A 25,098-nucleotide genomic window follows, 5' to 3' on the forward strand; every position below is an offset into this window, starting at 1 on the left:
CCCCCTCCGCACCGGTGGTGGAACCCCGAATGATCGATCATCTAGGTGATGTTTCCCACCGGTATCCGGCCGGACAGCCTGGCCGCGACCGCCGTGTACCTCCTGCCTGCGGAAACGGTACGCACCGCCTGACCGAGGGCCTTGCGGGACCCGACGAGGACGACCAGTTTCTTCGCCCTGGTCACCGCCGTGTAGAGCAAGTTGCGCTGGAGCATCATCCAGGCCCCGGTGGTGACCGGGATCACCACCGCGGGATATTCACTCCCTTGGGAACGGTGGATGGTGACGGCGTACGCGTGGGCCAGCTCGTCGAGCTCCGCGAACTCGTACCCGATCTCCTCGTCCTCCTCCGTACGCACCGTCAGGCGCTGTTCGTCCACGTCGAGCCCGGTGACCACGCCGACCGTGCCGTTGAAGACGCCGTTCGCGCCCTTCTCGTAGTTGTTGCGGACCTGGGTCACCTTGTCGCCCACCCGGAAGACCCGGCCGCCGAACCGCTTCTCCGGCAGGTTCGGCCGGGCCGGTGTCATCGCCTGCTGGAGCAGCCCGTTGAGGTTCCCGGCGCCGGCCGGGCCGCGGTGCATGGGCGCGAGCACCTGGACGTCCCGCCGCGGGTCGAGCCCGAACCTGGCCGGAATCCTGCGCGCCGCCACGTCCACGGCGAGCACCCCGGCCGCCTCGGTGTCCTCCTCCGCGAAGAGGAAGAAGTCCGGGAGCCCGTCCGTGATCGGCGGCAGCCCGGTGTTGATCCGGTGGGCGTTGGTGACCACGCCCGACTGCTGGGCCTGCCGGAAGATCCGGGTGAGGCGGACCGCGGGCACCGGGCCGCCCTCGGCCAGCAGGTCCCGCAGCACCTCCCCGGCGCCGACCGAGGGCAGCTGGTCCACATCGCCGACCAGCAGCAGGTGCGCCCCCGGCGCCACGGCCTTGACCAGCTTGTTGGCCAGCAGCAGGTCCAGCATCGAGGCCTCGTCGACCACGACCAGGTCCGCGTCCAGCGGCCGTTCCCGGTCGTACGCCGCGTCCCCGCCCGGTTTGAGCTCCAGCAGCCGGTGCACCGTGGAGGCTTCGGCCCCGGTCAGCTCGGACAGCCGCTTCGCCGCCCGGCCGGTGGGCGCGGCCAGCACCACCTTGGCCTTCCTGGCCCGGGCCAGCTCGACGATCGAGCGCACCGTGAAGGACTTTCCGCAGCCGGGACCGCCGGTCATGACGGCGACCTTGCGGGTCAGCGCGAGCCGGACCGCGTCCCGCTGCTCGGGGGCGAGGGTGGCCCCGGTCCGCCCGGCGAGCCAGCCCAGCGCCTTCTCCCAGTCCACGTCCCGGAACGCCGGCATCCGGTCGTCCTCGGCGTTCAGCAGCCGGCGCACCTGCCCCACCAGCGACAGCTCGGCCCGGTGGAAGGGCACCAGGTACACGGCGGTCAGCGGGTCCGGCCCGCCCTGCGGATCCGGTACGGACTCCCGTACGACCCCTTCCGGGTCGGCGGCGAGCTCGGCCAGGCAGTCGATCACCAGCCCGGTGTCCACTTGGAGCAGCTTGACCCCGTCGGCGATGAGCCGGTCCTCGGGCAGGAAGCAGTGCCCCTGGTCGGTGGACTGGGACAGGGCGTACTGGAGGCCGGCCTTCACCCGCTCGGGACTGTCGTGCGGGATGCCGACGGCCTGGGCGATCCGGTCGGCGGTGAGGAACCCGATGCCCCAGACGTCGGCGGCGAGCCGGTACGGCTGGTTCTTCACCACCGAGATGGAGGCGTCCCCGTACTTCTTGTAGATGCGGACCGCGATGGAGGTGGAGACGCCGACGCCCTGGAGGAAGACCATGACCTCCTTGATGGCCTTCTGTTCCTCCCAGGCCGCGCCGATCAGCTTCGTCCGCTTGGGCCCGAGCCCGGGCACCTCGATCAGCCGCTTCGGCTCGGCCTCGATGACATCGAGGGTGTCCGTCCCGAAGTGCTCCACGATCCTGTCGGCGATCTTCGGGCCGATGCCCTTGATCAGGCCCGACCCCAGATACCGGCGGATGCCCTGGATGGTCGCGGGCAGCACGGTCTTGTAGTTCTCCACGGTGAACTGCCTGCCGTACTGCGGGTGGGAGCCCCAGCGGCCCTCCATGCGCAGCGATTCGCCGGGCTGCGCGCCCAGCAGCGAGCCGACCACGGTGAGCAGGTCACCGCTGCCGCGGCCGGTGTCGACGCGGGCGACCGTGTACCCGCTCTCCTCGTTGGCGTAGGTGATGCGCTCGAGCACCCCCTCGACCACCGCCAGTTGCACCGGAACCACCCGTGCCGCGTCTGTTGCCATGCTCCGAAGCTACCGGGCCGCGCCGACACCGCGTCAGGCCTGTGGACAGCGCGAAGGGGGTCCCGCCTCGCGGCCGGACCCCCTCACGGTTACCCCTCCCGTGTCGGACTTCCCGATCCCCCCAGATCCCTCCCCGGAAGCGCCGACGCAACATACGACCCTCGTTACCCCCGCAGGGTTGCATCGGGACCCACAGCTTTACTTTTCCGTTACCGGACGCCTACTCAAGGTGCCGCCAAATCATCACACAAGTAGCGTTTCCGGCACGAGTGAATCCTCCTCATTCCAGGACGACGGGCTCCACGAGCTCGGCGACGACGAGCTGACCGAGATCGCCGGGCTCCTCGAAACCGACACCGCCGGGGCCCGGGACACCGTCGCGCAGACGGTCGGCGCGCTGACCGGCGACCTCCAGCAGAAGGCCGGCGCCGATGACGGCGACGGCGCGGAGGTGCGCCAGGCCTTCGCGGAGGCGGCCGAGCCGCCGCTGCAGGGCGTGGCCACGCTCGGCGGCGGCGTCGGCGGCCTGCTCGGCGGCGGAATGATGGCCGGGGTGCTGGCCGAGGTGAGCAAGCCCGTGGCCGACTCCCGGCCCCGGGCGCGGCCCCCGGTGCCGCCCCGGCCGCGGCGGACGGCGGCGGCCTGGGCGACCTCCTGGGCCAGATCCTCGGCGGCGGCAAGAAGTAGCCCGTTCGGGGGCCCACGGCCCTAGAGTTGGGGCATGGCGGAGAGCGTGCGGCTGCGGGACCCGGAACCGGGTGACCTGGGGTGGATCGTGCAGCGCCACGGCGCGCTGTACGCCGCCGAGTACGGCTGGAACAGCGACTTCGAGGGGCTGGTCGCCCGGATCGTCGCGGACTTCGCCCAGGACCACGACCCCTACCTGGAACGGGTGTGGATCGCGGAGCTGGCCGGCCGCCCGGTCGGCTCGGTGATGTGCGTGCGCGAGGACGGCGCCCCCGGCACCGCCCGGCTCCGTCTGCTCCTGGTCGACCCGGAGGGCCGCGGCCGCGGCATCGGCACCCTGCTCGTCGACACCGTCGTCACCTTCGCCCGCTCGGTCGGCTACCGCGAGCTGGTGCTGTGGACCAACGACGTGCTCACCGACGCCCGCGACCTCTATCTGAAGGCCGGGTTCACCCTGATCGCGGAGCGGCCGCACCGCTCGTACGGAGTGAGCCTGACGGGGCAGGACTGGCGGCTGCCCCTACAGGAGGGCTCCCCGCGCTGACGCCCGAACCGACCCCTGTACGGTTCGAGGCGCGCGCGGGGGCCAGCGAGGTGAGGGCGACACCGCCGACCAGGAGCACGGCCGCCAGCCAGCGCAGCCCCGAGACGGACTCCCCCAGGACCAGGGCCGCCGAGGTCATCCCGAACACCGGCACCAGCAGCGAGAACGGCGCCACCGCGGAAGCCGGATAGCGGCGCAGCAGGTAACTCCAGGCGACGAAGCCGAAGACGGTGGACACCCAGGCGACGTAACCGATGACGGCCACCCCGGACCAGTCCAGGGACCGCAGCGCGGCCAGGTCCCGCTCGGGTCCCTCGAACACCAGGGACAGCGCGAGCAGCGGCAGTACCGGGACCGTGCACACCCACACCATGAAGTTCAGGGCGTCGGGCGGCGAGGCCTTGCGGGTCAGCACGTTGGACACGCCCCAGCAGGCGGCGGCCGCCACGACCAGCGTGAAGCCGAGCACGGGCCCGGAGGTCCCTCCGTCCACCGCGGCGACCGCGATCCCGGCGAACGCCACGGCCATGCCGAGCACCCGTACCCGGCCGGGACGTTCGCGCAGCACCACCGCGGCCAGCGCGGCGGTGAAGACGGCCTGGATCTGCAGCACCAGCGAGGACAGCCCGGCGGGCATCCCGGCGTCCATCCCGGTGAAGAGCAGGCCGAACTTGGCGACACCGAGCGCGACCCCGACCCCGACGATCCACTTCCAGGGGGTCTTGGGCCGCCCCACGAAGAACACGGCGGGCAGGGCGGCGACCAGGAACCGCAAGGCGGACAGCAACAACGGCGGGAAAAGGTCGAGCCCCATCTCGATGACGACGAAATTGAAGCCCCACGCCGCGGCGACGAGCACGGCGAGGGCGGTGTGTACGGGACGCATGGTCCAACCATCGCCGCCCCGACCGTGTAGCACCAGCGCGAATCGCTTCCGCACTCGATGAAGCGATGCTTACGATAGAGGCATGCTCGATCTCGCCCGGCTCCGCGCCCTGCACGCCGTCTCCGTCCACGGCTCGGTCGCGGGCGCCGCGGCCGCCCTCGGCTACACCCCCTCCGCGGTCTCGCAGCAGATCTCCAAGCTGGAGCGGGAGACACGCACCACCCTGCTGGAGCGGCGCGGGCGCGGGGTCGCGCTCACCGAGGAGGCCCGCCATCTGGCCGACGCCGCCCAGCAGTTGCTGGCGATCGTGGAACACGCCGAGACCACCCTGGAGGAGCGGCGCGGGCAGCCGAGCGGGCTGCTGACGGTGGCCGCGTTCGCCTCGGCGGCGCGCGGGCTGCTGCCGGGCGTCCTGGCCGATCTGGCCGTCCGCCACCCCGCACTCGAGGTGCGCCTGACCGAGGTGGACCCGCACCTGTCCGTCGACCTGGTGGCACGGGGGGTCACCGATCTGGCCGTGGCCCACGACTGGGACATCGCCCCGCTGCCCGCGCCCGAGGGGATCGAGCAGGCGGTGATCGGCGACGACCTCTGTGACCTGGTCGTCCCGGCCGGCCACCCCTTCACCACGCGCCGGACCATCCAGCGCGGCGACCTCGGCGGCGAGCGCTGGGTCTGCCAGCCGCCCGGCCGCGTCTGCCACGACTGGCTGGTACGGACCCTGCGCACGGCCGGCTTCGAACCCGACATCGCGCACGTGGCCGAGGAGAACCACACCATCGTCGCCCTGGTCGCGGCCGGCCTCGGAGTCGCCGTCGTCCCCCGCCTGGGCACCGGAACGCTGCCGCCGGGCGCGGTGGCGGTCCCCCTGGAACCGGGCCCCGTACGCCGCCTGTACGCCCTCTGGCGCACCGGCGCCGCCCGCCGCCCCGCCATCACAGAAGCCGTGAAAACCCTCCAGTCCCACTGGCCCACCTAACCGCCACACCGGGGCGACCCGGCAAGGCACCAACCGCGAACGAGACCGGGCCCTCCGACCCCCCGGGCGGTTTCGGCGGGGCCGGGTGTGTGCCGGGGCGATCCCCGCAGGGCGCCGAACGCACTTCCGCCAGACTCTCCGACCCCTCGTCACGTTCGGCGCCCGAGGAGACGCCCCGGCGCGCGCCCGGCCCCGCCGAAACCGCCCCACCCACCCCGGCCGGCCAGGCAAGGCACTGCCCTGCACGGCAAGGCACCGCACGGCACCGCACGGCACCGCACGGCACTGCTCTGCACTGCACGGCACCGCACCGCACGGCACCGCACGGCAACCGGCGGTACTTGGCCAACACACCCCGACACAGCCGACCCGCCCGGAGGGCACCCGGTAGGGTCCGCCCCGTGCCGCACCACGCCTCCCGCCGGACCCTGCTCACCGCAGCCGCCATGGCCGCCGCCGTCGCCGCCGCGGGGGCCGCCTCCGCCACGCTCGGCACGCACGGCACCCCCGACGACCCCAGGTCCCCCGAGGGCCCACCGGGCCACCGCCCCGACCGGGCGAGCCTGCGCCGCTTCGTGGACGGGATGAGCCTCGCCGAGAAGGTCGGGCAGCTCTTCGTCTCGCGGGCGTACGGCCATTCGGCGACCGATCCCGACCCGGCCGACGCCGAGCAGAACCAGACCCTGTTCGGCGTGCGCACCGCCGCCGAACTGGTCTCGCGCTACCACCTCGGCGGGATCGTCTACTTCGCCTGGGCCCACAACACCCGCGCCCCGCACCAGATCGCCGCCCTCTCGGTCGGCCTCCAGCAGGCCGCCCTCGCCTCCGGCGCCCGGATCCCGCTGCTGCTCTCGACCGACCAGGAGCACGGCGCCGTCGCCCGGATCGGCGCCCCGGCCACCCTGCTCCCGGGGGCGATGGCGCTGGGCGCCGGCGGCTCCACCGCCGACGCCCAGCGGGCCGCCCGCATCGCGGGCGCCGAGCTGGCCGCCCTGGGCATCCGGCAGGACTACGCCCCGGTGGCCGACGTCAACGTCAACCCGGCCAACCCCGTGATCGGCGTACGGTCCTTCGGCTCCGACCCGCACGCCGTGGCGGCCCTGGTGGCCGCCCAGGTGCGCGGTTACCAGGGCGCGGGCGTGGCCGCCACCGCGAAGCACTTCCCGGGCCACGGGGACACCGAGACCGACAGCCACGTGGGCCTGCCGGTGATGCGGCACACCCGCGCCGCCTGGGAGGAGCTGGACGAGCCGCCGTTCCGCGCCGCGGTGAAGGCGGGCGTGGACGCGGTCATGACGGCGCACATCGTCTTCCCCGCGCTCGACCCCTCGGGGGATCCCGCGACCCTCTCCCGGCCGATCGTCACGGGCATCCTGCGCGAACGCCTCGGCTTCCAGGGGGTGGTGGTCACCGACGCCCTCGACATGGCCGGGGTCCGCCAGAAGTACGGGGACGACCGCGTCCCCGTCCTGGCCCTGCTGGCGGGCTGCGACCAGCTGCTGAACCCGCCGGACCTGGGGCTCGCGTACCGCAGTGTGCTGGCGGCCGTCGAGGCGGGCGAGCTGACGGAGGCCCGGGTCGAGGAGTCGGTGCTGCGGATCCTGGAACTGAAGTCCCGCCGGGGGCTGTTCGACGAGGCGTACACCACGACCGAGGCGGTGGACGCCACCGTCGGCATCCGCCGGCACCGGGACGCCGCCGACCAGATCGCGGCGGGCACGACGACCCTGCTGGCCAATCCCCGCGGGCTGGTGCCGATCGACGCGGCGGCCGGCCCCCGGCTGCTGGTCACGGGGACGGATCCGGCCTCCCCCACGGGCACCACGGGCCCTCCCACGGCCGTACTGGCGCGGGAGCTGACGGCCCTGGGCTGCCGGGCCACGGCGGTCCCGCCCGCCCGTGCGCCGGCCGCGGTGCCCGGCCACGCGGCCGTACTGGTGTGCACGTACAACGTCCCGGAACGCAACGGCGACGAAGACGACGATCCACAACGCCGGCTGGTGACGGACCTGATCGCGTCCGGTGTCCCGGTGATCCTGCTGGCGGTCCGCAATCCGTACGACCCGGCCCGGCTGCCGGCCTGCGCGGCGGAGCTGGCGACGTACTCGTGGACGGACGTGGAGATGCGGGCGGCGGCCCGGGTGCTCACCGGGGCGGTACGGCCCGCCGGCCGCATCCCGGTCCCGGTGCCGGGCCGCTACCCGCTGGGCCACGGGCTGACGCGCTAGGCGGCGTCAGCCGCGCGGCCCGTGCCCCGGGGCTCCGAGGCACGGCCCATGGCGTTACGGCCGCAGCTGCGGCTCGCGCTCCGGGTCCTGCTGGTCGAGCTGCGCGTCCGCGGCGGCCAGCGGCGCCGCCTTCGACTCGTCGGCGATCGTGGCGGCCGGAGCCACCCCGGCCCACTGGAGGATCTTCGCGGTGGCGAGGGTCTTCTCGCCGTCCAGGAGCTTCGCGACGTTGGCCCCGTGGTTGGCGCCCGGCGCGATCATGACGTGGCTGTCGCGGACCCCGTACCCGAGGTGGAAGGGCTCGGCGCCCCACGGGTCGTTCTGGCCGTACACGAAGAGCATCTGGTCGGCGTTGTCGCGGACCCACTTGTCCACGTCCGCCATGACCCCCGGCTGGAAGGTCATGGGGATGTCCCGGGGCACGAAGTTGCGCGGCGGCTGGTAGCCGTAGCGGCTCAGGCCCTTCAGGTGCGGCTGCTTGATGTCCGGGGAGCCCAGCTGCGTACCCGCCTGGTAGTAGTACGGCGTATACGTCTCCAGGCCCTGGTCGGCGTAGGCCGAGAAGCCGGAGATCGCGTCGATCGTGTCCCAGATCTCCTGGTCGCTGGCGGTGGCGGCCGTCGGGACGGAGCCGCAGTCGGCGAGCAGGCTGTACTGCCAGAAGGCCCACACGTAGTCGAGCACGACGGCTTCGTAGGCCTTGTCGAGGTTGCCGACGGTGGTGAAGGTCCAGCCGTTCTCGGCGGCGGCCACGGCGTACTTGGCCTCCAGCGGCTCGCGGCGCACGAGCGCCTCGCGCTGGACCGCGTTCAGCCTGTCGCGGCACTCCTTGGTGCCGACCTTGGCGAAGAACCTGTCGTAGGCCGAGTCCTCCTTGTCGGCGACGTCGTTGGGCGCGACGTACGCGACGACGCCGTCCATGTCGCGCGGGTAGAACCGCTCGTAGTACGTCGCCGTCATCCCGCCCTTGCTGCCGCCCGTGGCCAGCCAGTTCTTCTTGTAGATCTTCTTCAGGGCGGTGAAGAGGCGGTGCTGGTCACTGGCGGCCTGCCAGATGTCCAGCTTCGCCCAGTTGGCCGGGTCGGGCCGGGAGGGGGTGAAGAATCGATACTCCAGAGACACCTGGTTGCCGTCGACGATGGTCGTCGGCTCGCTGCGGCGCGGGCTGGTGTTGACGTTGTAGCCGGAGGTGAAGAACACCGACGGCCGCGAGACGTCCTTGTGCAGAAGGGTCAGGCGCTGCTTGAAAGTGCCCTTCCACGGCTGCCGGTGGTCCACCGGCTGCTCGTAGTTCAGAACGAAGAAGCGGTAGCCGGGGTACGGCTTCTCCTCGATCAGGCTCATCCCCGGAATGCCGAGGATCTGGTCCTTGATGTCCGTGGCGGCCGGCGGTTCCGCGGCTGTGGCCGCTTGCGCCGTGGAGCCGGCCGCGCCCATGGTGCCGATCAGCACCACGAGCGACAGCAGCCATCCGAGCGTCTTGCGCATGCACCCTCCCCTTGAGTTCACTTCGGTCGCCGTGAACCTAGCCGGGGCAACGCGCCGCTGAACAGACCTAGTTGGGCCGGTACCTCAGCACAGGATCCAGCCGGAAGTGGCCGATCCGGCACCCACACCGCCCCTTACATACACGCAGCGGCTGATCGCGCCGACGGTGACAGGCCCGGCATATCGGGTGAATCGCCCCTCTTCACGGACGGGGGCCCCACCGCGGGGCTGGATGCTCACCGCCATCCGCCGCCGCTCGCCGGGGACGCGGGCCACGGTCACCGCGCAGGCCTGGTTGCGGCTCTTGTAGACGCGCACCTCACCCGTCTCGAAGGGCATGGTTCTCGCCAGCCGGCCCCCGCAGCCGTGGGCCGCCGCCTGCGCGGGCGGCGCCGTGAACAGTCCACCGGCGCAGAGCCACAGCGCCGCCGCGAAGACCCCCAGGGACGCGGCCCGACGGGCCCGTCTCCTCCACCCCTGCAACAACCTGTCCCCCGATCGGTCGTACGCACTGCACACGCACGCACGTACGACGCCCGAGCCCCGCGGAAGGTTGCAGCACGCAAAGAGTCACGCCGGCCGCCGCGTGATCGAAGACCGCCTCCCGCGTCCACAGGGAGGTGCGCAGCCCGTAGCGGTTGACGTTGAGGAAGGCGATCGCCTCGCCGGGCACGGCCGGGGCCTCGGGGACGACCACGCACAGCAGCGGGAAGAAGGTCTCCTCGCGGAAGGAAGGCGACGGCGCGCAGTGGACCCAACGGGTACCGGACTCTTCCGCGCCGACCACCGATACCTCGTAAGAGTGCATTCACAACTTCCCAGCGGCTGAACGGGAGTTCACGATCAAGGCGGACCTTACGCTAGGTAATCGAAAGCATGCTCAACGTAGCCGTGAAAGGCACTTGAAATGACGAACGACCTGCTCGACCGCAAGCTGGAGCGCGCCTTCACACACCTGGACGCCGACGGGAGCGGGGTGGTCGAGGCCGACGACATCTTCGCGCTCGGGTCCCGGCTGCTGTCGGCCCTCGACGAGCCGGCCACCTCGCCCAGGGCCGAACTGGTGATGCGCGGTCTGACCGACTTCTGGCAAGACCTCTTCACCGAGCTGGACACGGACCGGGACGGCAAGGTCACGCCCGAGGAGTACAAGCTGGGCATGACGCGCCTGTACGCACAGGGCGGGCCCGCCTACGACCGCTCGTTCCGGCCGATGATGCGGGCGATCCTCACGATCGTCGACACCGACGGCGACGGGGTCATCAGCCCGGAGGAGTTCCACAGGGCACAGGGCGCCTTCGACACGGAGCTGAGCCCCGCCGACGCCGAGGCGCTGTTCCAGCGGATCGACGCGGACGGGGACGGCACCCTGACGGTGGACGAGCTCCTCCACGCGGTGCGCGAGTACTACACCGGCACCGACGAGGACGCCCCGGGCAATCTGCTCTTCGGCGAACTCTGAACCCTTCGCGCCCCCTCAGGCCGCGGCGCGCTCGTCCTCCCCGACGAAGGTGCGCCACAGCTCGGCGTACCGGCCGCCGCGCGCCAGGAGTTCGGCGTGGGTGCCGTCCTCCACGACCCGTCCGTGGTCCATGACCACGACGCGGTCGGCGCGCGCGGCGGTGGTCAGCCGGTGCGCGACCACCAGGGTGGTGCGCTTGCCGGCGAGGCGGTCCGTCGCCTGGTTGACCTGGGCCTCGGTGGCCAGGTCCAGGGCGGCGGTGGCCTCGTCGAGCAGCAGCACGTCCGGGTCGACGAGTTCGGCCCGGGCGAGCGCGATCAGCTGGCGCTGGCCGGCGGAGAGGTTGCGGCCGCGTTCGGCGACGGTGTGCAGGTAGCCGCCGTCGAGGGTGGCGACCATGTCGTGGGCGCCGACCGCGCGGGCGGCGGCCTCGACCTCGGCGTCGCTCGCGTCGGGCCGCCCGTAGGCGATGGCGTCGCGGACGGTCCCCGGGAAGAGGTAGGGCTCCTGGGGGACGACGCCCAGGCGGTGCCGGTACGCCGTCAGGTCGAGCTGCCGCAGATCGGCGCCGTCCGCGGTGATCCGGCCGGAGGTCGGGTCGTAGAACCGGGCCACCATCTTGACCAGCGTGGACTTGCCGGCTCCCGTCTCGCCGACGAAGGCGACGGTCTGCCCGGCGGGTATCCGCAGGCTGATGCCGGCCAGCGCCTCCCCCTTCTCGCCGCGCTCCTGCGCCGTCCCGTACTGGAAGCGGACGTCCTCGAAGGCGATCTCCCCGCGCAGCTCCGGCACCTCCCGGGGCTCCTCCGGGAGCGGGGTGGTGGTGGGCTCGCGCAGCAGCCCCTGGATGCGGCCCAGCGAGACGGTGGCCTGCTGGTAGCCGTCGAAGACCTGGGAGAGCTGCTGGACGGGCGCGAAGAACAGGTCGATGTAGAGCAGGTACGCGACGAGCGCGCCGGTGGTGAGCGTCCCGGCCTCCACCCGGCCCGCGCCGACGATCAGCACGGCGGCCGCGGCGCCCGAGGACAGCAGCTGGACGAAGGGGAAGTAGACGGATATCAGCCACTGGCCGCGGACGCGGGCCTCGCGGTACGAGTCGCTGCGCTCGGCGAAGCGGGCGGCGCCGGAGCCCTCGCGGCGGAAGGCCTGGACGATGCGCAGGCCCGAGACGGACTCCTGGAGGTCGGCGTTGACCAGGCTGACGCGGTCGCGGGCGAGCTCGTAGGCGGCGACGGACCTGCGGCGGAAGATGATCGTGCCGACGACCAGGACGGGGAGGGTCGCGAAGACGATCAGCGCGAGCTCGACGTCGAGGACGAGCAGGGCGACGAGGATCCCGAAGAAGGTGAAGACGGAGACGACGGCGGTGACGAGCCCGGTCTGCAGGAACGAGCTCAGCGAGTCGACGTCGGTGGTCATCCGGGTCATGATCTTGCCGGTCAGCTCGCGCTCGTAGTAGTCGAGGCCGAGGCGCTGGAGCTGGGCGAAGATCTTGACGCGCAGCGCGTACAGGACGCGCTCGCCCGTACGGCCCGTCATGCGGGTCTCGGCGAACTGCGCGGCCCCCTGCGCGACGACGAGGGCGAGGGCGAGCCCGGCGGCCACCCAGACGGCGCCGAGCAAGGCCTGCTCGACGCCCTGGTCGATGCCGTGCCGGATCAGGATCGGCAGCAGCAGTCCGGCGCCGGCGTCCACGGCGACGAGGCCGAGGCTGATGGCGAGCGGCGCCCAGAAGCCGCGGAGCAGGCGGCGCAGGCCGTAGCTCTCCTCGGCGGCCGCGGCGCGTGTCTCGTCCACCTCGGGTTCGTCCTCGGCGGGCGGCAGGGCGGCCACCTGTGCCAGGAGTTCGGGCGTCGCCGGCATGCCGGCGACGGCCCCGGCCATGGTGTGGCCGGCTCCGGGCGCGCCGCTCGCGGCGGCGGGGGCCTGGCCGCTCTGCCCGTCGCGGCGCCGCCACAGCTCGGGGGTGATCCCGGCCGCGACCCGGCGCTTGGCGTTGACCGGCTCGGAGTCGATCTCGGCTTCGAGCTCGATGTCCCGTTCGAGCTTGCGGTCGAGTTCGCGCTCGAACTCCGTCATCAGCGGGGCGTCCGGAGTCCGCGGCGACCCGGCGCCGAGCGCGTCGGGGTCGGTGAGCAGCCGGCGGTAGAGCGCCGAGCGGCGCTCCAGCTCCTCGTGCGTCCCGATGTCGGCGAGCCGCCCGCGGTCGAGTACGGCGATCCGGTCGGCCAGCGCGAGCGTGGAGCGGCGGTGGGCGATCAGCAGGGTGGTCCGGCCGGCCATGACGGCGCGCAGGGCCTCGTGGATCTCGTGCTCGACGCGGGCGTCCACGGCGGAGGTGGCGTCGTCGAGGAGGAGCAGCCGGGGGTCGGTGAGGATGGCCCGGGCGAGGGCGATGCGCTGGCGCTGGCCGCCGGAGAGGGTGAGTCCCTGCTCCCCGACCTTGGTGTCGTACCCGGCGGGCAGGGCCTGGATGAAGCCTTCGGCCTGGGCGGCGCGGGCGGCGGCCTCGATCTGCGCCTCGGTGGCGCCGGGGTGCCCGTAGGCGATGTTGGAGCGGATGGTGTCGGAGAAGAGGAAGGAGTCCTCCGGGACGAGCCCGATGGCGGAGCGCAGGGAGCCGTAGGTCAGCTCGCGGACGTCGTGCCCGCCGACGCGGACCACTCCGCCGTCGGCGTCGTAGAAGCGGGGCAGCAGCAGCGAGACGGTGGACTTCCCGCTTCCCGAGGCACCGACGACGGCGATGGTCTCGCCTTCCCCGACGGAGAGCGAGAACCCGTCGAGGACGGGCCGCTCGGGGTCGTAGCCGAAGCGGACGTCGTCGAACTCGACGGTGGCGGGCGCGTCGGCGGGCAGCTCGTGGGTGCCCTCCTCGATCGCGGGCTCGGTGTCGATGAGCTCGAAGACCCGCTCGACGCCGGCGCGGGCCTGCTGGCCGACGGTGAGGACCATGGCGAGCATGCGGACCGGGCCGACGAGCTGGGCCAGGTAGGTGGAGAAGGCGACGAAGGTGCCGAGGGTGACCTGCCCCTCGGTGGCCATCCAGCCGCCGAGGGCCAGCATGGCGACCTGGGCGAGGGCGGGTACGGCCTGGAGGGCGGGGGTGTAGCGGGAGTTGAGGCGGATGGTGCGCATGCGTCCGGCGAACAGCCGGCGGCTCGCCGTGCGCAGCTTGCCGGTCTCCTGCTCCTCCTGGCCGAAGCCCTTGACGACGCGGACGCCGGTCACGGCCCCGTCGACGACGGTGGCGACGGCGGCGGCCTGGCCCTGGGCCCACCAGGTGGCCGGGAAGAGCTTCTTGCGGCTGCGCTTGGCGATGAACCAGAGGGCGGGGGCCATCAGCAGCGCGACGACGGTCAGCAGCGGGGAGAGCCACAGCATGACCCCGAGGGATATCCCGAAGAGCAGGAAGTTCCCGATGGTCATGGGCAGCATGAACAGCAGGCCCTGGATCAGCTGGAGGTCGGTGGTGGCCCGCCCGACGACCTGCCCGGTGGACAGCTCGTCCTGGCGGCGCCCGTCGAGGCGGGCGATGGTGGCGTACATGTCGGTGCGCAGGTCGTGCTGCACGTCGAGGGCGAGCCGCCCGCCGTAGTACCGGCGTATGTAGGTGAGCACGTAGACGAGCAGGGCGGCGGCTATGAGGAGCCCGGCCCAGGGCCCCATGGGCTTGCTCTGGTCGCCGATGACATCGTCGATGATCACCCTGGTGACGAGCGGTACGAGCGCCATGACGGCCATGCCGGCCAGCGAGGAGCCGAGCGCGAGCAGCACGTTGCGCCTGTACCGCCAGGTGTAGGCCGCCAGCCGCTTGCCCCAGCCCTGTTTCTCCCCAGCCGCCGTCACGTGGTGCCTCCCCGTTCGTCTTGTCCTGCCGGAGGCGGCAACGCCCCGGCCGGCGGATTTCATCCCGCCGCAACAATTCGAACGTGTACGCCGGGCGGCTCCGGCGCACGTGGGGAGCACCCGGACGTGGGCCGGAGGGGTTCATTCGCCGGTCCCGCCCGAGGGTCAGCCGTCCGGCGCCGCCCCGGGTGCGGGTCCGGGGACCGACGCCCAGACTGGGCGCATGTCGGAGCCGCAGGAGCCGCCGGTACCGCAGACGGCCGGACCGCAGGAGGCGGGTACGCAGGAGGCGGGTACGCAGGCGGCGGGTACACAGGCGGCCGGCGCGCGGGCGGCGAGCCCGTCGAAGGCGTTCCTGGAGAAGGTGGCGTACATCGCGGCGCCGGGGACCATCGTCCTCGGTCTCCTCTACTACTTCGGCAGCACCTACACCGAGGCGTACTACGCCACCTTCGGCGTGCCGGCGGCCGACCTCCAGCTCTCCGTCCAGGCCTACCTGGTGAGGAGCCCGGGTGCGATCTTCTTCCCGCTCTGGTTCCTGCTGTTCTGCGGGCTGGCCGTGCTGCTGGCACTGGGGTGGGCGGGACGGCTGCTGGCCGGGCCGCGGCAGCAGGCCCGGCGCGTGGCGGTGACCCGCTGGCTGCTCGCGGCCGGACTGTTCCTGGTGCTGGCGGGCTTCCCGGTCTTCTTCTGGGAGGGCCGGCTGCCGCGGCTCCCCCGGGGCTGGCCGCGCGAGTTCGTGCCCTGCCTGGCGGTGGCCCTGGGGGCCACGCTGGCGTTCTTCGCCGTCCAGCTGCGCCTGAGCGCCGGGGGCCCCGACGGCCAGGAGGGGCAGCACGGGGAGAGCCGTACGGCCGACCGGCTGTGGCTGACCGCCGGCGCCCTGCTTCTCGGGGTGCTGACGATGAGCCTGTTCTTCGGCATGGCGCGGTACGTGGCCATGGCCGGCCGCACGGAGGCCATGAGCGACGCCGCGGAGGGCTACGTCTCCAGCCCGAGGCTGGTCGTCTACTCCCGGGTGCCCGTGACCCATCACGCGCCGGGCATCGTCTTCGACGACCTGGGCAGCGGCAGGAGTCCGTACCGCTACCAGTACCGCGGTTTCCGCGTCCTCGCGAAGACGCCGGCCCGCTTCTACCTCGTCTCCTACCTGCCGGGGCAGCAGGAGCGCACGCTGGTGGTCCTGCCCGACGACGACACCGTCAGGATCGAGATCAGTCCGTGACGGCCGGCTCGGAAGTCTCGGTGTCGGTGTCGGAGGTCGGCGACGGCGAGGGCGAGGGCGAGAAGGAAGGGGAGGGGGAAAGGGACGGCGACGGCGTCTCCGTGCCCGTGGTGTCCTCGTCGGTGGGGGTGGCCTCGCCCAGTGCCTCACCGGAGATGGCGGCGGTCAGGACGTTGCCGTCGGAGGTCGTCGCGGTCAGCTCGCCGGTGTAGGGGCCGGCCTCCGTGGCGATGTGCTGCACCCGGATCCGGCAGCTGCCGCCCGGCGGCAGTTCCACGCCCGTGCAGGTGTCCTCGACGATCGAGGTCGCGCCGCTGTCGGTGGTGGCGGCGAGGTTCTGGACGGTGACGGGGTCGCCGCTCGGGTTGACCACCGTGACGTCCCCGTCGGCCGGCTCGCCGACCTGCGCGGTCGGCACGCTGACCTGCGAGGTGGAGGCGTCGGACCCCTGCCCCAGGAACACCGAGGACGAGGCGGCCGGGGTGCTCTCCTGGATCCCGGTCGTGGCGGTGGGGAGCGGCGTTCCGGACCCGTCGGCGGGCCCCGCGCTCTGGCACCCCGCGGTCGCGGCCAGCACCCCGGACACCACGGCCACGACAAGACCGCGGACGACTGCGCGCATCACGGCACCACCACCTCCGCTCCCGCTCCCGCTCCGGCCCCCGCGGCCCAACGTCCCACACCCCCGGCCCACCCGGCTCGATGACACAGCGTCATCACCCGAAGGAACGCGTCGGCCGGGGCAGGCGGGGCGCCGGGGCTGCCGCCCCCTGGCGGAACGGGACCGGCAAGGCCGCCCGGCCGAGGCCGGAGACGGGCCGAGGCCCCTAGAGGTGAGTCGGGGCGAACATCTTGAGGAGGGCCGGGAGGACGACCACCGAGGGGCCCGGGGTGGCGAGGGCCTTCTTGAGGTCGGAGGCGAGGGATTCCGGGGTGGTCGTGGTCGCCGGGACGTCGAAGGACGCCGCGAGGGCGGCGAAGTCGGGGCGGGTGAGTTCCGTGCCGGTGGCGCTGCCGAAGGACTGCGTCATGTACTCGCGCAGGATGCCGTAGCCGCCGTCGTCCACGATCAGCCAGGTGACGTCGAGGTCGTGCTGGCGGGCCGTGGCCAGTTCCGCGATCGAGTACATCGCGCCGCCGTCGCCGGACACCGCCAGGACCGGTGTGCCCGGTTCGGCGACGCAGGCGCCGAGGGCCGCCGGGAAGGCGTAACCGAGGCCGCCCGCGCCCTGCGCCGAGTGCATGGTGTTGGGGTGCTTCGCGTCGAAGGCGGACCAGGCCCAGTAGGACAGGATCGTCATGTCCCAGAAGGACGGGGAGCGCGCGGGGAGGGCGGACCGGATCGAGGTCAGCAGCGAGCGTTCCAGGGAGACGTCCTGGGTGGCGAGGCGCGCCTCGATGTCGTCGAGGACGAGGCGGACGCGCTCCGGGGCGGCGGGGTCCTCGCGCTCGGACACCGTCTCCAGCAGGGCCTGGAGGGCCAGGCGGGCGTCCGCGTGGATGCCGAGGGCCGGGTGGTTGGACTCCAGCTTGCCGAGGTCCGCGTCGATCTGGACGACCCGGCCCGTGGGAAAGAACGTGTGGTAGTTCGAGGAGAGTTCCCCGAGGCCCGAGCCGACGACCAGCAGGACGTCCGCGTCCTCCAGGAAGTCCGTCATGTGACGGTCCTCCAGCCAGGACTGGAGGGAGAGCGGGTGGGTCCAGGGGAAGGCGCCCTTGCCGCCGAAGGTGGTGACCACGGGGGCGCCCAGGCGTTCCGCCAGCTGCTTGAGCTTGCCCGCGGCGTCGGAGCGGACGACCCCGCCGCCGGCGATGATCACCGGGCGCTCGGCCGAGGAGAGCCAGTGCGCGGCCACGGCGGTGAGCTCCGGGCGGGGGGCGAGCTCGTGCGGGGTCGCGTCCAATCCCGTGACCTGCGGAATGAACGTCTCTGCGCGCAGGACGTCCTCCGGGATCTCCACCCAGACCGGGCCGTGCGGAGCGGTCAGCGCCGACTCCCAGGCCGCCGCGATGACGGAGGGGATCTGGGACGGGGTGCGGGCGGTGTGGACCGACTTCACCACGTCCCGGAAGGACGCCGCCTGGTCGCGCAGCTCGTGCAGGTGGCCTCGGCGGCCCCCGCCCAGGCCCCCGACGGGGACCTGCGAGGAGATCGCGAGCACCGGGGCCGAGGCCGCGGCCGCCTCCGCGAGCGCGGGCAGGGCCATGAGCGCGCCCGGGCCGGTGGAGAGGAGGAGGGGGACCGCCTCGCCGGTGATCCGGCCGTAGGCGTCGGCGGCGAAGCCCGCGTTGTTCTCCGTACGGAGTCCGACGAGGCGCAGGTCGGAGCGCCCCACCGCGTCGAAGAGGCCGAGGGCGTGCTGGCCCGGCAGCCCGAAGACGGTGGTGGCGCCGAGCGAGCGCAGCGTCTCCACGACCAGGTCCCCGCCCGTCCGCCCCGGCGGTGGGGCCAGGGCGGCGGCCGTCTGGGCCTCGGTGGGACGGAGTACCAGGTCGTGGTCGTGCGTCACGTGCGCTTACTCGCCCTTCGGGTTCGCCTTCGCCGCCGCGCTGTGCTTATCGGCCCTGCCTCGCGGCAGAGATCTGACGGCTCATGATCGTGGTCAGCTCGTACGCGGTGTGCGAGGCCGCGACCGAGGTGATCTCCGCGTGATCGTACGCCGGGGCCACCTCGACGACGTCCGCCGAAACCAGGTTGCAGGAGGACAGGCCGCGGATGATCTCCAGCAGCTCGCGGGAGGTCATGCCGCCCGCCTCGGGGGTGCCGGTGCCGGGCGCGTGCGCCGGGTCCAGCACGTCGATGTCGATGGAGATGTAGAGCGGGCGGTCGCCGATGCGCTGGCGCAGCTGGTCGGCGACCTCGTCGGCGCCGCGGCGGTAGACGTCCGCCGAGGTGACGATGCCGAAGCCCATCTTGGCGTCGTCGTCGAGGTCCTGCTTGCCGTACAGCGGGCCGCGGGTACCGACGTGCGAGAGCGCCTCGGTGTCGAGGATGCCCTCCTCCACGGCGCGGCGGAAGGGGGTGCCGTGGGTGTACTCGGCGCCGAAGTACGTGTCCCAGGTGTCCAGGTGGGCGTCGAAGTGGAGCAGGGCCACCGGGCCGTGCTTCTTCGCGACCGAGCGGAGCAGCGGGAGGGCGATGGTGTGGTCGCCGCCGAGGGTCATCAGGCGGGAGCCGTTGCCGATCAGCTCGTCGGCCGCGGCCTCGATCGTCTCGACCGCCTCGTTGATGTTGAACGGGTTCGCGGCGATGTCACCGGCGTCGGCGACCTGCGCGAGCGCGAAGGGGGAGGCGTCCTGCGCCGGGTTGTACGGGCGCAGCAGGCGCGAGGCCTCGCGGATGGCGTTGCCGCCGAAGCGGGCGCCCGGGCGGTAGGAGACGCCGGAGTCGAAGGGCACGCCGACGACGGCGACGTCCGCCTTGCCGCCGACCTCGTCGAGGCGGGGCAGCCGGGCGAAGGTCGCCGGGCCCGCGTAGCGCGGGATGCGGGAGGAGTCGACGGGGCCGCGCGGCTGCGTGCTCATGGGGGGTGCCCTTCTGGAGGTCCTACAAGTGCGGTTCTTCGAGCGTAAGGCGGCGCCCACCCGACGCGAAGTGTACGTACCATCCACAGGAGACCCCTGATCTGTACGGAGTATCCATGGAGGCCTCGGCCACTGACCCGCCCCCGCCCACCGCACCGGTCCCGCTCGGCGCGCTGCTGCCCGACCGGGAGCTGGGCCTGCGCCACCTCGCGGGCCCGGCCGAGGCCGATGTGCACGGGGTGCACGCCTCCGAGATGGCCGACCCGTCCCCGTACCTGCTCGGCGGCGAGCTGCTTTTGACGGCGGGGGCCGGGCTCGGCACGGATCCCGACGGCTACGTCGCCCGGCTGGCCGAGGCCGGGGTGGCGGCCCTCGGCTTCGGGGTGGCGCCCGTGCACGAGCGGGTGCCGGCCGGCCTGGCCGAGGCCTGCGCGCACCACGGGCTGCCGCTCCTGGAGGTCCCGCCGGGCACGCCCTTCAGCGCGGTGGCCCGTACGGTCTGGCGGCTGATGGCGGGGGCCCGTACGCGGGAGCTGCGCCGGGTCACCGAGGCCCAGCAGTCCCTCGCGGCGGCGGCCGCCCGGCCCGATCCGGTCCCGGCGGTGCTGTCGCGGCTGGCGGCGAGCCTGGGCGGCCACGTCACGCTCCGGCCGGACGACCGCTCCGCGGGGAACCCGCCGCCCCCGGAGGCCGCGGCGGCGCTGCGCGCGCTGCTGGCCCGCGTCGGCCGGCCGGGCGGGCCCGCGACGGCGACCGACCAGGCGGGCGGATGGCACCTCACGGCCCACGCCCTGGGCGGCCCGGCGCCCGCGGCGGAGGCCGCGCCGGCGCCGGCGTCCAAGCCCGCGTCCAAGCCCGCGTCCAAGCCCGCGGCCGAGCCGGCCGCCAAGCCCGCCGCCGAGCCCGCGTCCGAGCCGAGGACGGAGGCCGTACGGGCGCTCGGGACCGCCACGCCCGCCCGCGCCCCCGGAGACCACACGATCGCCTCGGTCGCGGCGGTGCTGCTGACCCTGCTCACCGCGCACCGCCCGGCCGGACCGGAGGCGGCGGCCCTCGCCCGGCTGCTCCTCGACGGCGATCCCGCCGCGGTCCTGTCCCCCGGGCCCTGGCACGTGGTGCACGCCCGCGGGACGGGCGACCCGCAGGCCCTGGCGGCCGCGCTGGGCACCGTACTGGTCGATCCGCGCGGGGATCCCGTACGCCTGCTCACCGAGCGGGAGCCGGGCGCGCGGCCCGGCTGGCGCCTCGGGGTGAGCGCCCCGGCCGCACCCGGCGCGCTCCCCGCCGCCGACGCGCAGGCCCGGCGGGCCCTGGAGCGCGCCGAGGCGGCCCGCGCCCCCCTGGCCCGGCACGCCGCCCCCGGTTTCTCGGGCCTGGTCGGCGAGGCGGAGGCCAGCGCGCACGCGGCGGCCCTGCTCGCGCCGCTCTCCCCCGTCCTGCGGGAGACGCTGCGCGGCTGGCTGGCGCACCACGGCGGGTGGGACCGCACCGCCGCCGCCCTGGGGGTGCACCGCAACACGGTCCGCCAGCGCGTGGCCCGCTGCGCGGAGCTGCTGGGGCGGGACCTGGACGACCCGGACACCCGGATGGAGCTGTGGTTCGCCCTGCGCTGGCAGGGGCCCCCGCCGGGGCCGGGCGGCTGAACGCTCCCCGACGCCCGCCCCGCGGGCCCGCCGGGGAGCGGCGGCCGCCCCTACGATGTGCCGCATGCTCGGCAGCACGTCCGTCCCGGCGCGGAGCCGCCCCTTCGGTGAGCGCCTGGCACCGGCCGCCCGGCTGCTGGTGTGCGCGACGGTCCCGTGGTTCGTGTGCGTGTGGCTCGGTACGAGTACGGCCCCCGTGCCCGCGGCCCTGCCTGCCGTCCTCATCCTGCGCGACGACGTGTTCGCGGCGCCCCGGCTGGCCCTGGAGCGGCTGGTGGGGGTGGTCGTCGGGGTGGTGCTGAGCGTGCTGGTCCTGCACTGGCTGCCGTCGGGTTCGCTGTCGTTCCTGGTCCTCGTCGTGTGCGCGTGCGCCGGGATGTTCCTGCTGCGCCACGACGGCTCCCCCAATCAGCAGGTGCTGGTCACCGCGCTGGTGATCTACGCGACGCCGGTGCCCGGATACCCGCTGGCCCGGCTGGAGGAGACCGCGGCCGGCATCGCCGTCGTGGTGCTCCTCGGCCCGCTGCTGTGGCCCCCCGACCCGTACCGGGAGGCCGTGAGCGGCCTGGAGGAGTACCGCACCGGGCTCGGCGCCCTGCTGGAGCGGATCGCGGCGCGGGCCGCCGCCGGGCGGCCCACGGGCCCCGCGCCGGCGGACCCCTTCGCCCGGTGGCGCCGCCCGTACGAACTGTCCGCCGCGCTGGACCGCAGGACGGGACGCCTGCTGCTCCTGCCGCCCCGGCAGGCGCCGGCCGGGGCCGCGGACACGCTCCGTCCGCGGCTGCGGCTGGCCGCCCGGACGGCGCCGGCCCTGCTGTTCCTCACGCGGGAGCTGGAGATCCGCTCCTCCGCCGCCGGCGGGGGGCGACAGGTGGCCGGCGGGGAGCGGGCGGGAGCGAGCGGCTCGCAAGCCGTCCCGGGCGGGGCGGACGGGGCGGACGGGGCGGTGCGCGCCATGGCGCCGCTGGTCGGGGCGACCGCCTCGGCCCTGGACGCGGCCCTGCGCGGCGAGGACTGCACGGACCGGCTGCGGCTGGCCCGGGAGCTGGAACTGCGGCACCGGGCCGCCCATCCCGGCCGCCGCGACGCGGTCCTGCGGGCCGGCCTCCACCTCACCCACGAGGCGCTGGCCGAGCACCTCGACCCGGCCCCGGGCTGAGCCCGCCCGGCCGGCGCGGCCGCCCCGCATGAGGTCGGTCACCCACTCTGGACAGGGTGGACAACTCGCCGGTAACTTAATCTGAGCAAGCGCTTAGATTCAGGCGGCGGACTGCCGCGACCGAAGGGAGCCGGCCGTGCGCCGTACGGTGTTCAACGAGGACCACGAGGCGTTCCGCGAGACCATCCGCGCCTTCATCGAGGCCGAGGTCGTCCCCGTCTACGACGAGTGGTTCGCCGCCGGACAGGCGCCCCGCGACTTCTACTACAAGCTCGGCGAGCTGGGCGTCTTCGGCATCAACGTCCCCGAGGAGTTCGGCGGCGCGGGCCTGGACACCCACAAGTTCGAGGCCGTCCTGTACGAGGAGACCTCGCGCGCGGGCGTCAACTTCGGCGGCTCCGGCGTGCACGTGCTGCTCGCCCTGCCCTACATCAAGATGCTCGCCGACGACGAGCAGAAGAAGCGTTACCTCCCGAAGTTCGTCTCCGGTGAGGAGATGTGGGCGCTGGCCATGACCGAGCCGGGCACCGGCTCCGACGTCGCGGGCATGAAGACCACCGCCAAGCTCTCCGAGGACGGCACCCACTACGTCCTCAACGGCTCCAAGACCTTCATCACCGGTGGCGTGCACGCCGACCGCGTGATCGTCTGCGCCCGCACCTCCGCCCCGAGCGCGGAGGACCGCCGCTTCGGCATCTCCCTGTTCGCCGTGGACACCAAGTCCGAGGGCTACTCCATCGGCCGCAAGCTGGACAAGCTGGGCCTGCGCACCTCCGACACCGCCGAGCTGGCGTTCGTCGACGTGAAGGTCCCGGTCGAGGACCTGCTCGGCGAGGAGAACAAGGGCTTCTACTACCTCGGCGCGAACCTGCCGTCCGAGCGCTGGGGCATCGCCTTCGGTGCGTACGCGCAGGCCAAGGCCGCCATCCGGTTCGCCCAGCAGTACGTCACGGAGCGCACCGTCTTCGGCAAGCCGGTCGCGCACTTCCAGAACACCAAGTTCGAACTGGCCGCCTGCCAGGCCGAGGTGGACGCCGCCGAGGCCGTCGCCGACCGCGCCCTGGAGGCCCTGGACGCCGGTGAGCTGACCGCCGCCGAGGCCGCGTCCGCGAAGCTGTTCTGCACCGAGGTCGCGCACCGCGTCATCGACAAGTGCCTGCAGCTGCACGGCGGTTACGGCTACATGAACGAGTACCCGATCGCCCGCCTGTACGCCGACAACCGCGTGAACCGCATCTACGGCGGCACCAGCGAGGTCATGAAGTCCATCATCGCCAAGTCCATGGGCCTGTAGGAAATCCGGGCACTTACCCTTCCCCCATGAACGAGGCACTGACGACGCTCCTCGATCTGCTCGACCTCGAGCAGATCGAGGAGAACATCTTCCGCGGTACCAGCCGCCCTTCGCTGGTACCGCGCGTCTTCGGCGGTCAGGTCGCGGCCCAGGCTCTGGTCGCGGCCGGGCGGACCGTCCCCGCGGACCGCACCGCGCACTCGCTGCACTCGTACTTCCTGCGCACCGGGGACACCGGCGCGCCCATCGTGTACTCGGTGGACCGGATCCGAGACGGGCGCTCCTTCACCACGCGCCGGGTCGTCGCGGTCCAGCACGGCCAGCCGATCTTCCACCTCTCGGCGTCGTTCCAGACGTACGAGGACGGCCTCGACCACCAGGTCGCGATGCCGTCGGCCCCGGACCCGGAGTCCCTGCCCACCGCGGCCGAGTCGCTGCCCGCGTACCGGGAGATCTTCCGCGACCCGGGCACGGTGGAGCGGCTGATCGAGACCCGCGAGGCGGTGGACCTCCGGTACGCCACGACCCCGCCCTGGGGCAGCGTCGGCGAACCGGTGGAGCCGCGCTCCCAGGTGTGGTTCCGCACGGCCGGCAAGCTGGACAGCGCCGATCCCCTGCTGCACACCTGCCTGGCCACCTACGTCTCCGACATGACCCTGCTGGACTCGGTGCTGCTCGCGCACGGCCGGGGCGGCTGGGCGGTGGGCGACGTGGTCGGCGCCTCGCTGGACCACGCCATGTGGTTCCACCGGCCGTTCCGCGCGGACGAGTGGCTGCTGTACGACCAGGAGTCGCCCTCGGCGGCGGCCGGCCGGGGCCTCGGCCAGGCCCGCATCTGGACCCAGGACGGCCGGCTGGCCGTGACCGTCATCCAGGAGGGTGTCGTCCGCGTTCCGCGCGCCTGACGGACACCTCGGCGGGTCTCAGTCCCACCAGAAACCCCAGAGGTTGCTGCCGGTGACCGCCTCGTCGGCGTAGGCCCGGATCGTGCCGCAGCCCTGCCATATGTTGTCGGGCGCGAAGGCGAAGTGCTCCGCGGCCACCGGCAGCGCCCCGGCGACCGTACGCGGCGGGGCCGCGACCGAAACGTACAGCTCGTCGAAGCCGAGGGCGACGACGCGGGCGCCGAACCGGTCCTCCCAGGACCGCAGGACCGCGCTGATGCGGGCGGTGTCGTTCTCGTGGTTGGTCGGCCCGCACCAGCCCATCGCCGTGGGTACGTCGGCTCCGCGGGCCGCGGGAACCAGCGCGAGCCGCGGACTCGGCAGGGACCCGCTCCCGATCAGCTCGTCCGCCAGCTCGCGGGCCGCGGCCTCCGGATCCGCCGCGTCCGGCCCGCCCGCCGGCCCGGGCTCCGCGAGCCCCGGCCAGTCACGGCCGAAGGGGGCGATGAGCTCCTCACCCTCCTCCCCCTCCTCGGGGTCGGGGACCACACCGTGCCAGAACTCGCGCAGCACCGGCTCGACGTGGTGGTCGTCCGGGTCGGACATCCGCCACGGCCTCAGCTCCCGGTCCCGCCACCACTCCTCCAGGCCCCGCCGGCCCTGGAACAGCACCGCCTGCAACCCGGCGGCGGCCAGGGCCGGACTGCGGTGCGCGGCGAGCGCCCCCACCCCCAAGGGCCCGTCGGAGACCCACAACAGCGGCTCCCCCCGCACGCTCAGCACCCCACCGGCGGGCAACTCCAGCCCCAGGGAGCCCCCTTGCGGATCGCCGACCAGCACGGCCAACGAGTGGTGCACCTTCGGCGACTTCGGCGACTTCGGCGTCTTCGACATACGACCGACCGTAACCACCGCCACTGACAACGAGCCCTACGCGTCCTGCAGGCC

The 25,098-nt window shown here is 73.4% G+C and carries 18 protein-coding genes and 1 pseudogene; 10 read left to right on the forward strand and 9 right to left on the reverse strand.

Going from position 1 to position 25,098, the window contains the following annotated elements:
- Positions 1-41: 41 nt before the first annotated feature.
- Entirely contained in the window at positions 42-2,300 is a 2,259-nt protein-coding gene (gene recD2, locus ACZ4VT_RS05490) for an SF1B family DNA helicase RecD2 (RefSeq protein WP_467946879.1), read from the reverse strand.
- Between the two features lie 229 nt (positions 2,301-2,529).
- Between recD2 and ACZ4VT_RS05495 the strand changes: the two genes are divergently transcribed.
- Both ACZ4VT_RS05495 and ACZ4VT_RS05500 read left to right on the forward strand, forming a co-directional pair.
- Entirely contained in the window at positions 2,530-3,012 is a 483-nt protein-coding gene (locus tag ACZ4VT_RS05495) for a hypothetical protein (protein ID WP_467946881.1), read from the forward strand.
- Between the two features lie 15 nt (positions 3,013-3,027).
- Positions 3,028-3,531, forward strand: a pseudogene (locus ACZ4VT_RS05500) (GNAT family N-acetyltransferase); the annotation flags it as partial.
- On the opposite strand, the gene ACZ4VT_RS05505 reads toward ACZ4VT_RS05500, so the two are convergent.
- Entirely contained in the window at positions 3,437-4,417 is a 981-nt protein-coding gene (locus ACZ4VT_RS05505; protein WP_467946882.1) for an EamA family transporter, read from the reverse strand. The pseudogene ACZ4VT_RS05500 and the gene ACZ4VT_RS05505 sit on opposite strands and share 95 nt — an antisense overlap.
- An 82-nt stretch (positions 4,418-4,499) precedes the next feature.
- Here ACZ4VT_RS05505 and ACZ4VT_RS05510 point away from each other — a divergent pair, with 82 nt between their 5' ends.
- Entirely contained in the window at positions 4,500-5,396 is an 897-nt protein-coding gene (locus ACZ4VT_RS05510) for a LysR family transcriptional regulator (protein ID WP_467946884.1), read from the forward strand.
- A 401-nt stretch (positions 5,397-5,797) separates the two neighbouring features.
- Positions 5,798-7,624, forward strand: coding sequence for a glycoside hydrolase family 3 protein (locus ACZ4VT_RS05515; RefSeq protein ID WP_467946886.1), 1,827 nt, complete (start codon positions 5,798-5,800; stop codon positions 7,622-7,624).
- Between the two features lie 54 nt (positions 7,625-7,678).
- Here ACZ4VT_RS05515 and ACZ4VT_RS05520 read toward each other — a convergent pair whose 3' ends face one another.
- Together ACZ4VT_RS05520 and ACZ4VT_RS05525 are read right to left on the reverse strand one after the other, a co-directional pair.
- Positions 7,679-9,112: a S28 family serine protease gene (locus tag ACZ4VT_RS05520; protein WP_467946888.1), complete on the reverse strand. Its 1,434-nt coding sequence runs from the start codon at positions 9,110-9,112 to the stop codon at positions 7,679-7,681.
- Positions 9,113-9,196: 84 nt separating this feature from the next.
- Entirely contained in the window at positions 9,197-9,451 is a 255-nt protein-coding gene (locus ACZ4VT_RS05525) for a hypothetical protein (protein ID WP_467946890.1), read from the reverse strand.
- 568 nt (positions 9,452-10,019) lie between these two features.
- Between ACZ4VT_RS05525 and ACZ4VT_RS05530 the strand changes: the two genes are divergently transcribed.
- A complete protein-coding gene (locus ACZ4VT_RS05530; RefSeq protein WP_467946892.1) occupies positions 10,020-10,574 on the forward strand; it encodes an EF-hand domain-containing protein in 555 nt (184 codons plus the stop codon).
- A gap of 15 nt (positions 10,575-10,589) precedes the next feature.
- Here the strand turns inward: ACZ4VT_RS05530 and ACZ4VT_RS05535 are convergent, their stop codons facing one another.
- Complete coding sequence (locus tag ACZ4VT_RS05535) at positions 10,590-14,483, reverse strand: ABC transporter ATP-binding protein (protein WP_467946894.1); 3,894 nt, start codon at positions 14,481-14,483, stop codon at positions 10,590-10,592.
- Between the two features lie 160 nt (positions 14,484-14,643).
- Between ACZ4VT_RS05535 and ACZ4VT_RS05540 the strand changes: the two genes are divergently transcribed.
- Positions 14,644-15,645 carry a hypothetical protein gene (locus tag ACZ4VT_RS05540; RefSeq protein ID WP_467946895.1) on the forward strand — a complete coding sequence of 334 codons (1,002 nt, stop codon included), beginning with the start codon at positions 14,644-14,646 and terminating at the stop codon, positions 15,643-15,645.
- Here ACZ4VT_RS05540 and ACZ4VT_RS05545 read toward each other — a convergent pair.
- From ACZ4VT_RS05545 to speB, 3 genes are all read right to left on the reverse strand, one after another.
- Complete coding sequence (locus ACZ4VT_RS05545) at positions 15,635-16,267, reverse strand: hypothetical protein (RefSeq protein WP_467946897.1); 633 nt, start codon at positions 16,265-16,267, stop codon at positions 15,635-15,637. The two genes, ACZ4VT_RS05540 and ACZ4VT_RS05545, sit on opposite strands and share 11 nt — an antisense overlap.
- 205 nt (positions 16,268-16,472) lie before the next feature.
- Complete coding sequence (locus tag ACZ4VT_RS05550) at positions 16,473-18,155, reverse strand: thiamine pyrophosphate-binding protein (RefSeq protein ID WP_467946899.1); 1,683 nt, start codon at positions 18,153-18,155, stop codon at positions 16,473-16,475.
- A 46-nt stretch (positions 18,156-18,201) separates the two neighbouring features.
- A complete protein-coding gene (speB, locus tag ACZ4VT_RS05555; protein ID WP_362808844.1) occupies positions 18,202-19,170 on the reverse strand; it encodes an agmatinase in 969 nt (322 codons plus the stop codon).
- Between the two features lie 116 nt (positions 19,171-19,286).
- On the opposite strand from speB, the gene ACZ4VT_RS05560 reads away from it, so the two are divergent.
- The 4 genes from ACZ4VT_RS05560 (at position 19,287) to tesB (ending at position 24,171) form a co-directional block, all read left to right on the forward strand.
- Entirely contained in the window at positions 19,287-20,813 is a 1,527-nt protein-coding gene (locus ACZ4VT_RS05560; RefSeq protein WP_467946901.1) for a PucR family transcriptional regulator, read from the forward strand.
- 64 nt (positions 20,814-20,877) lie between these two features.
- Complete coding sequence (locus ACZ4VT_RS05565) at positions 20,878-21,972, forward strand: FUSC family protein (protein WP_467946903.1); 1,095 nt, start codon at positions 20,878-20,880, stop codon at positions 21,970-21,972.
- A gap of 136 nt (positions 21,973-22,108) precedes the next feature.
- Positions 22,109-23,266 carry an acyl-CoA dehydrogenase family protein gene (locus ACZ4VT_RS05570; protein WP_351296153.1) on the forward strand — a complete coding sequence of 386 codons (1,158 nt, stop codon included), beginning with the start codon at positions 22,109-22,111 and terminating at the stop codon, positions 23,264-23,266.
- 26 nt (positions 23,267-23,292) lie between these two features.
- Positions 23,293-24,171 carry an acyl-CoA thioesterase II gene (gene tesB, locus ACZ4VT_RS05575; protein WP_327414114.1) on the forward strand — a complete coding sequence of 293 codons (879 nt, stop codon included), beginning with the start codon at positions 23,293-23,295 and terminating at the stop codon, positions 24,169-24,171.
- Positions 24,172-24,189: 18 nt separating this feature from the next.
- Here tesB and ACZ4VT_RS05580 read toward each other — a convergent pair whose 3' ends face one another.
- Positions 24,190-25,044 carry a DUF4253 domain-containing protein gene (locus tag ACZ4VT_RS05580; RefSeq protein WP_467946906.1) on the reverse strand — a complete coding sequence of 285 codons (855 nt, stop codon included), beginning with the start codon at positions 25,042-25,044 and terminating at the stop codon, positions 24,190-24,192.
- Positions 25,045-25,098: the final 54 nt, after the last annotated feature.

It is taken from the genome of Streptomyces sp. NPDC029164, from assembly GCF_055563995.1.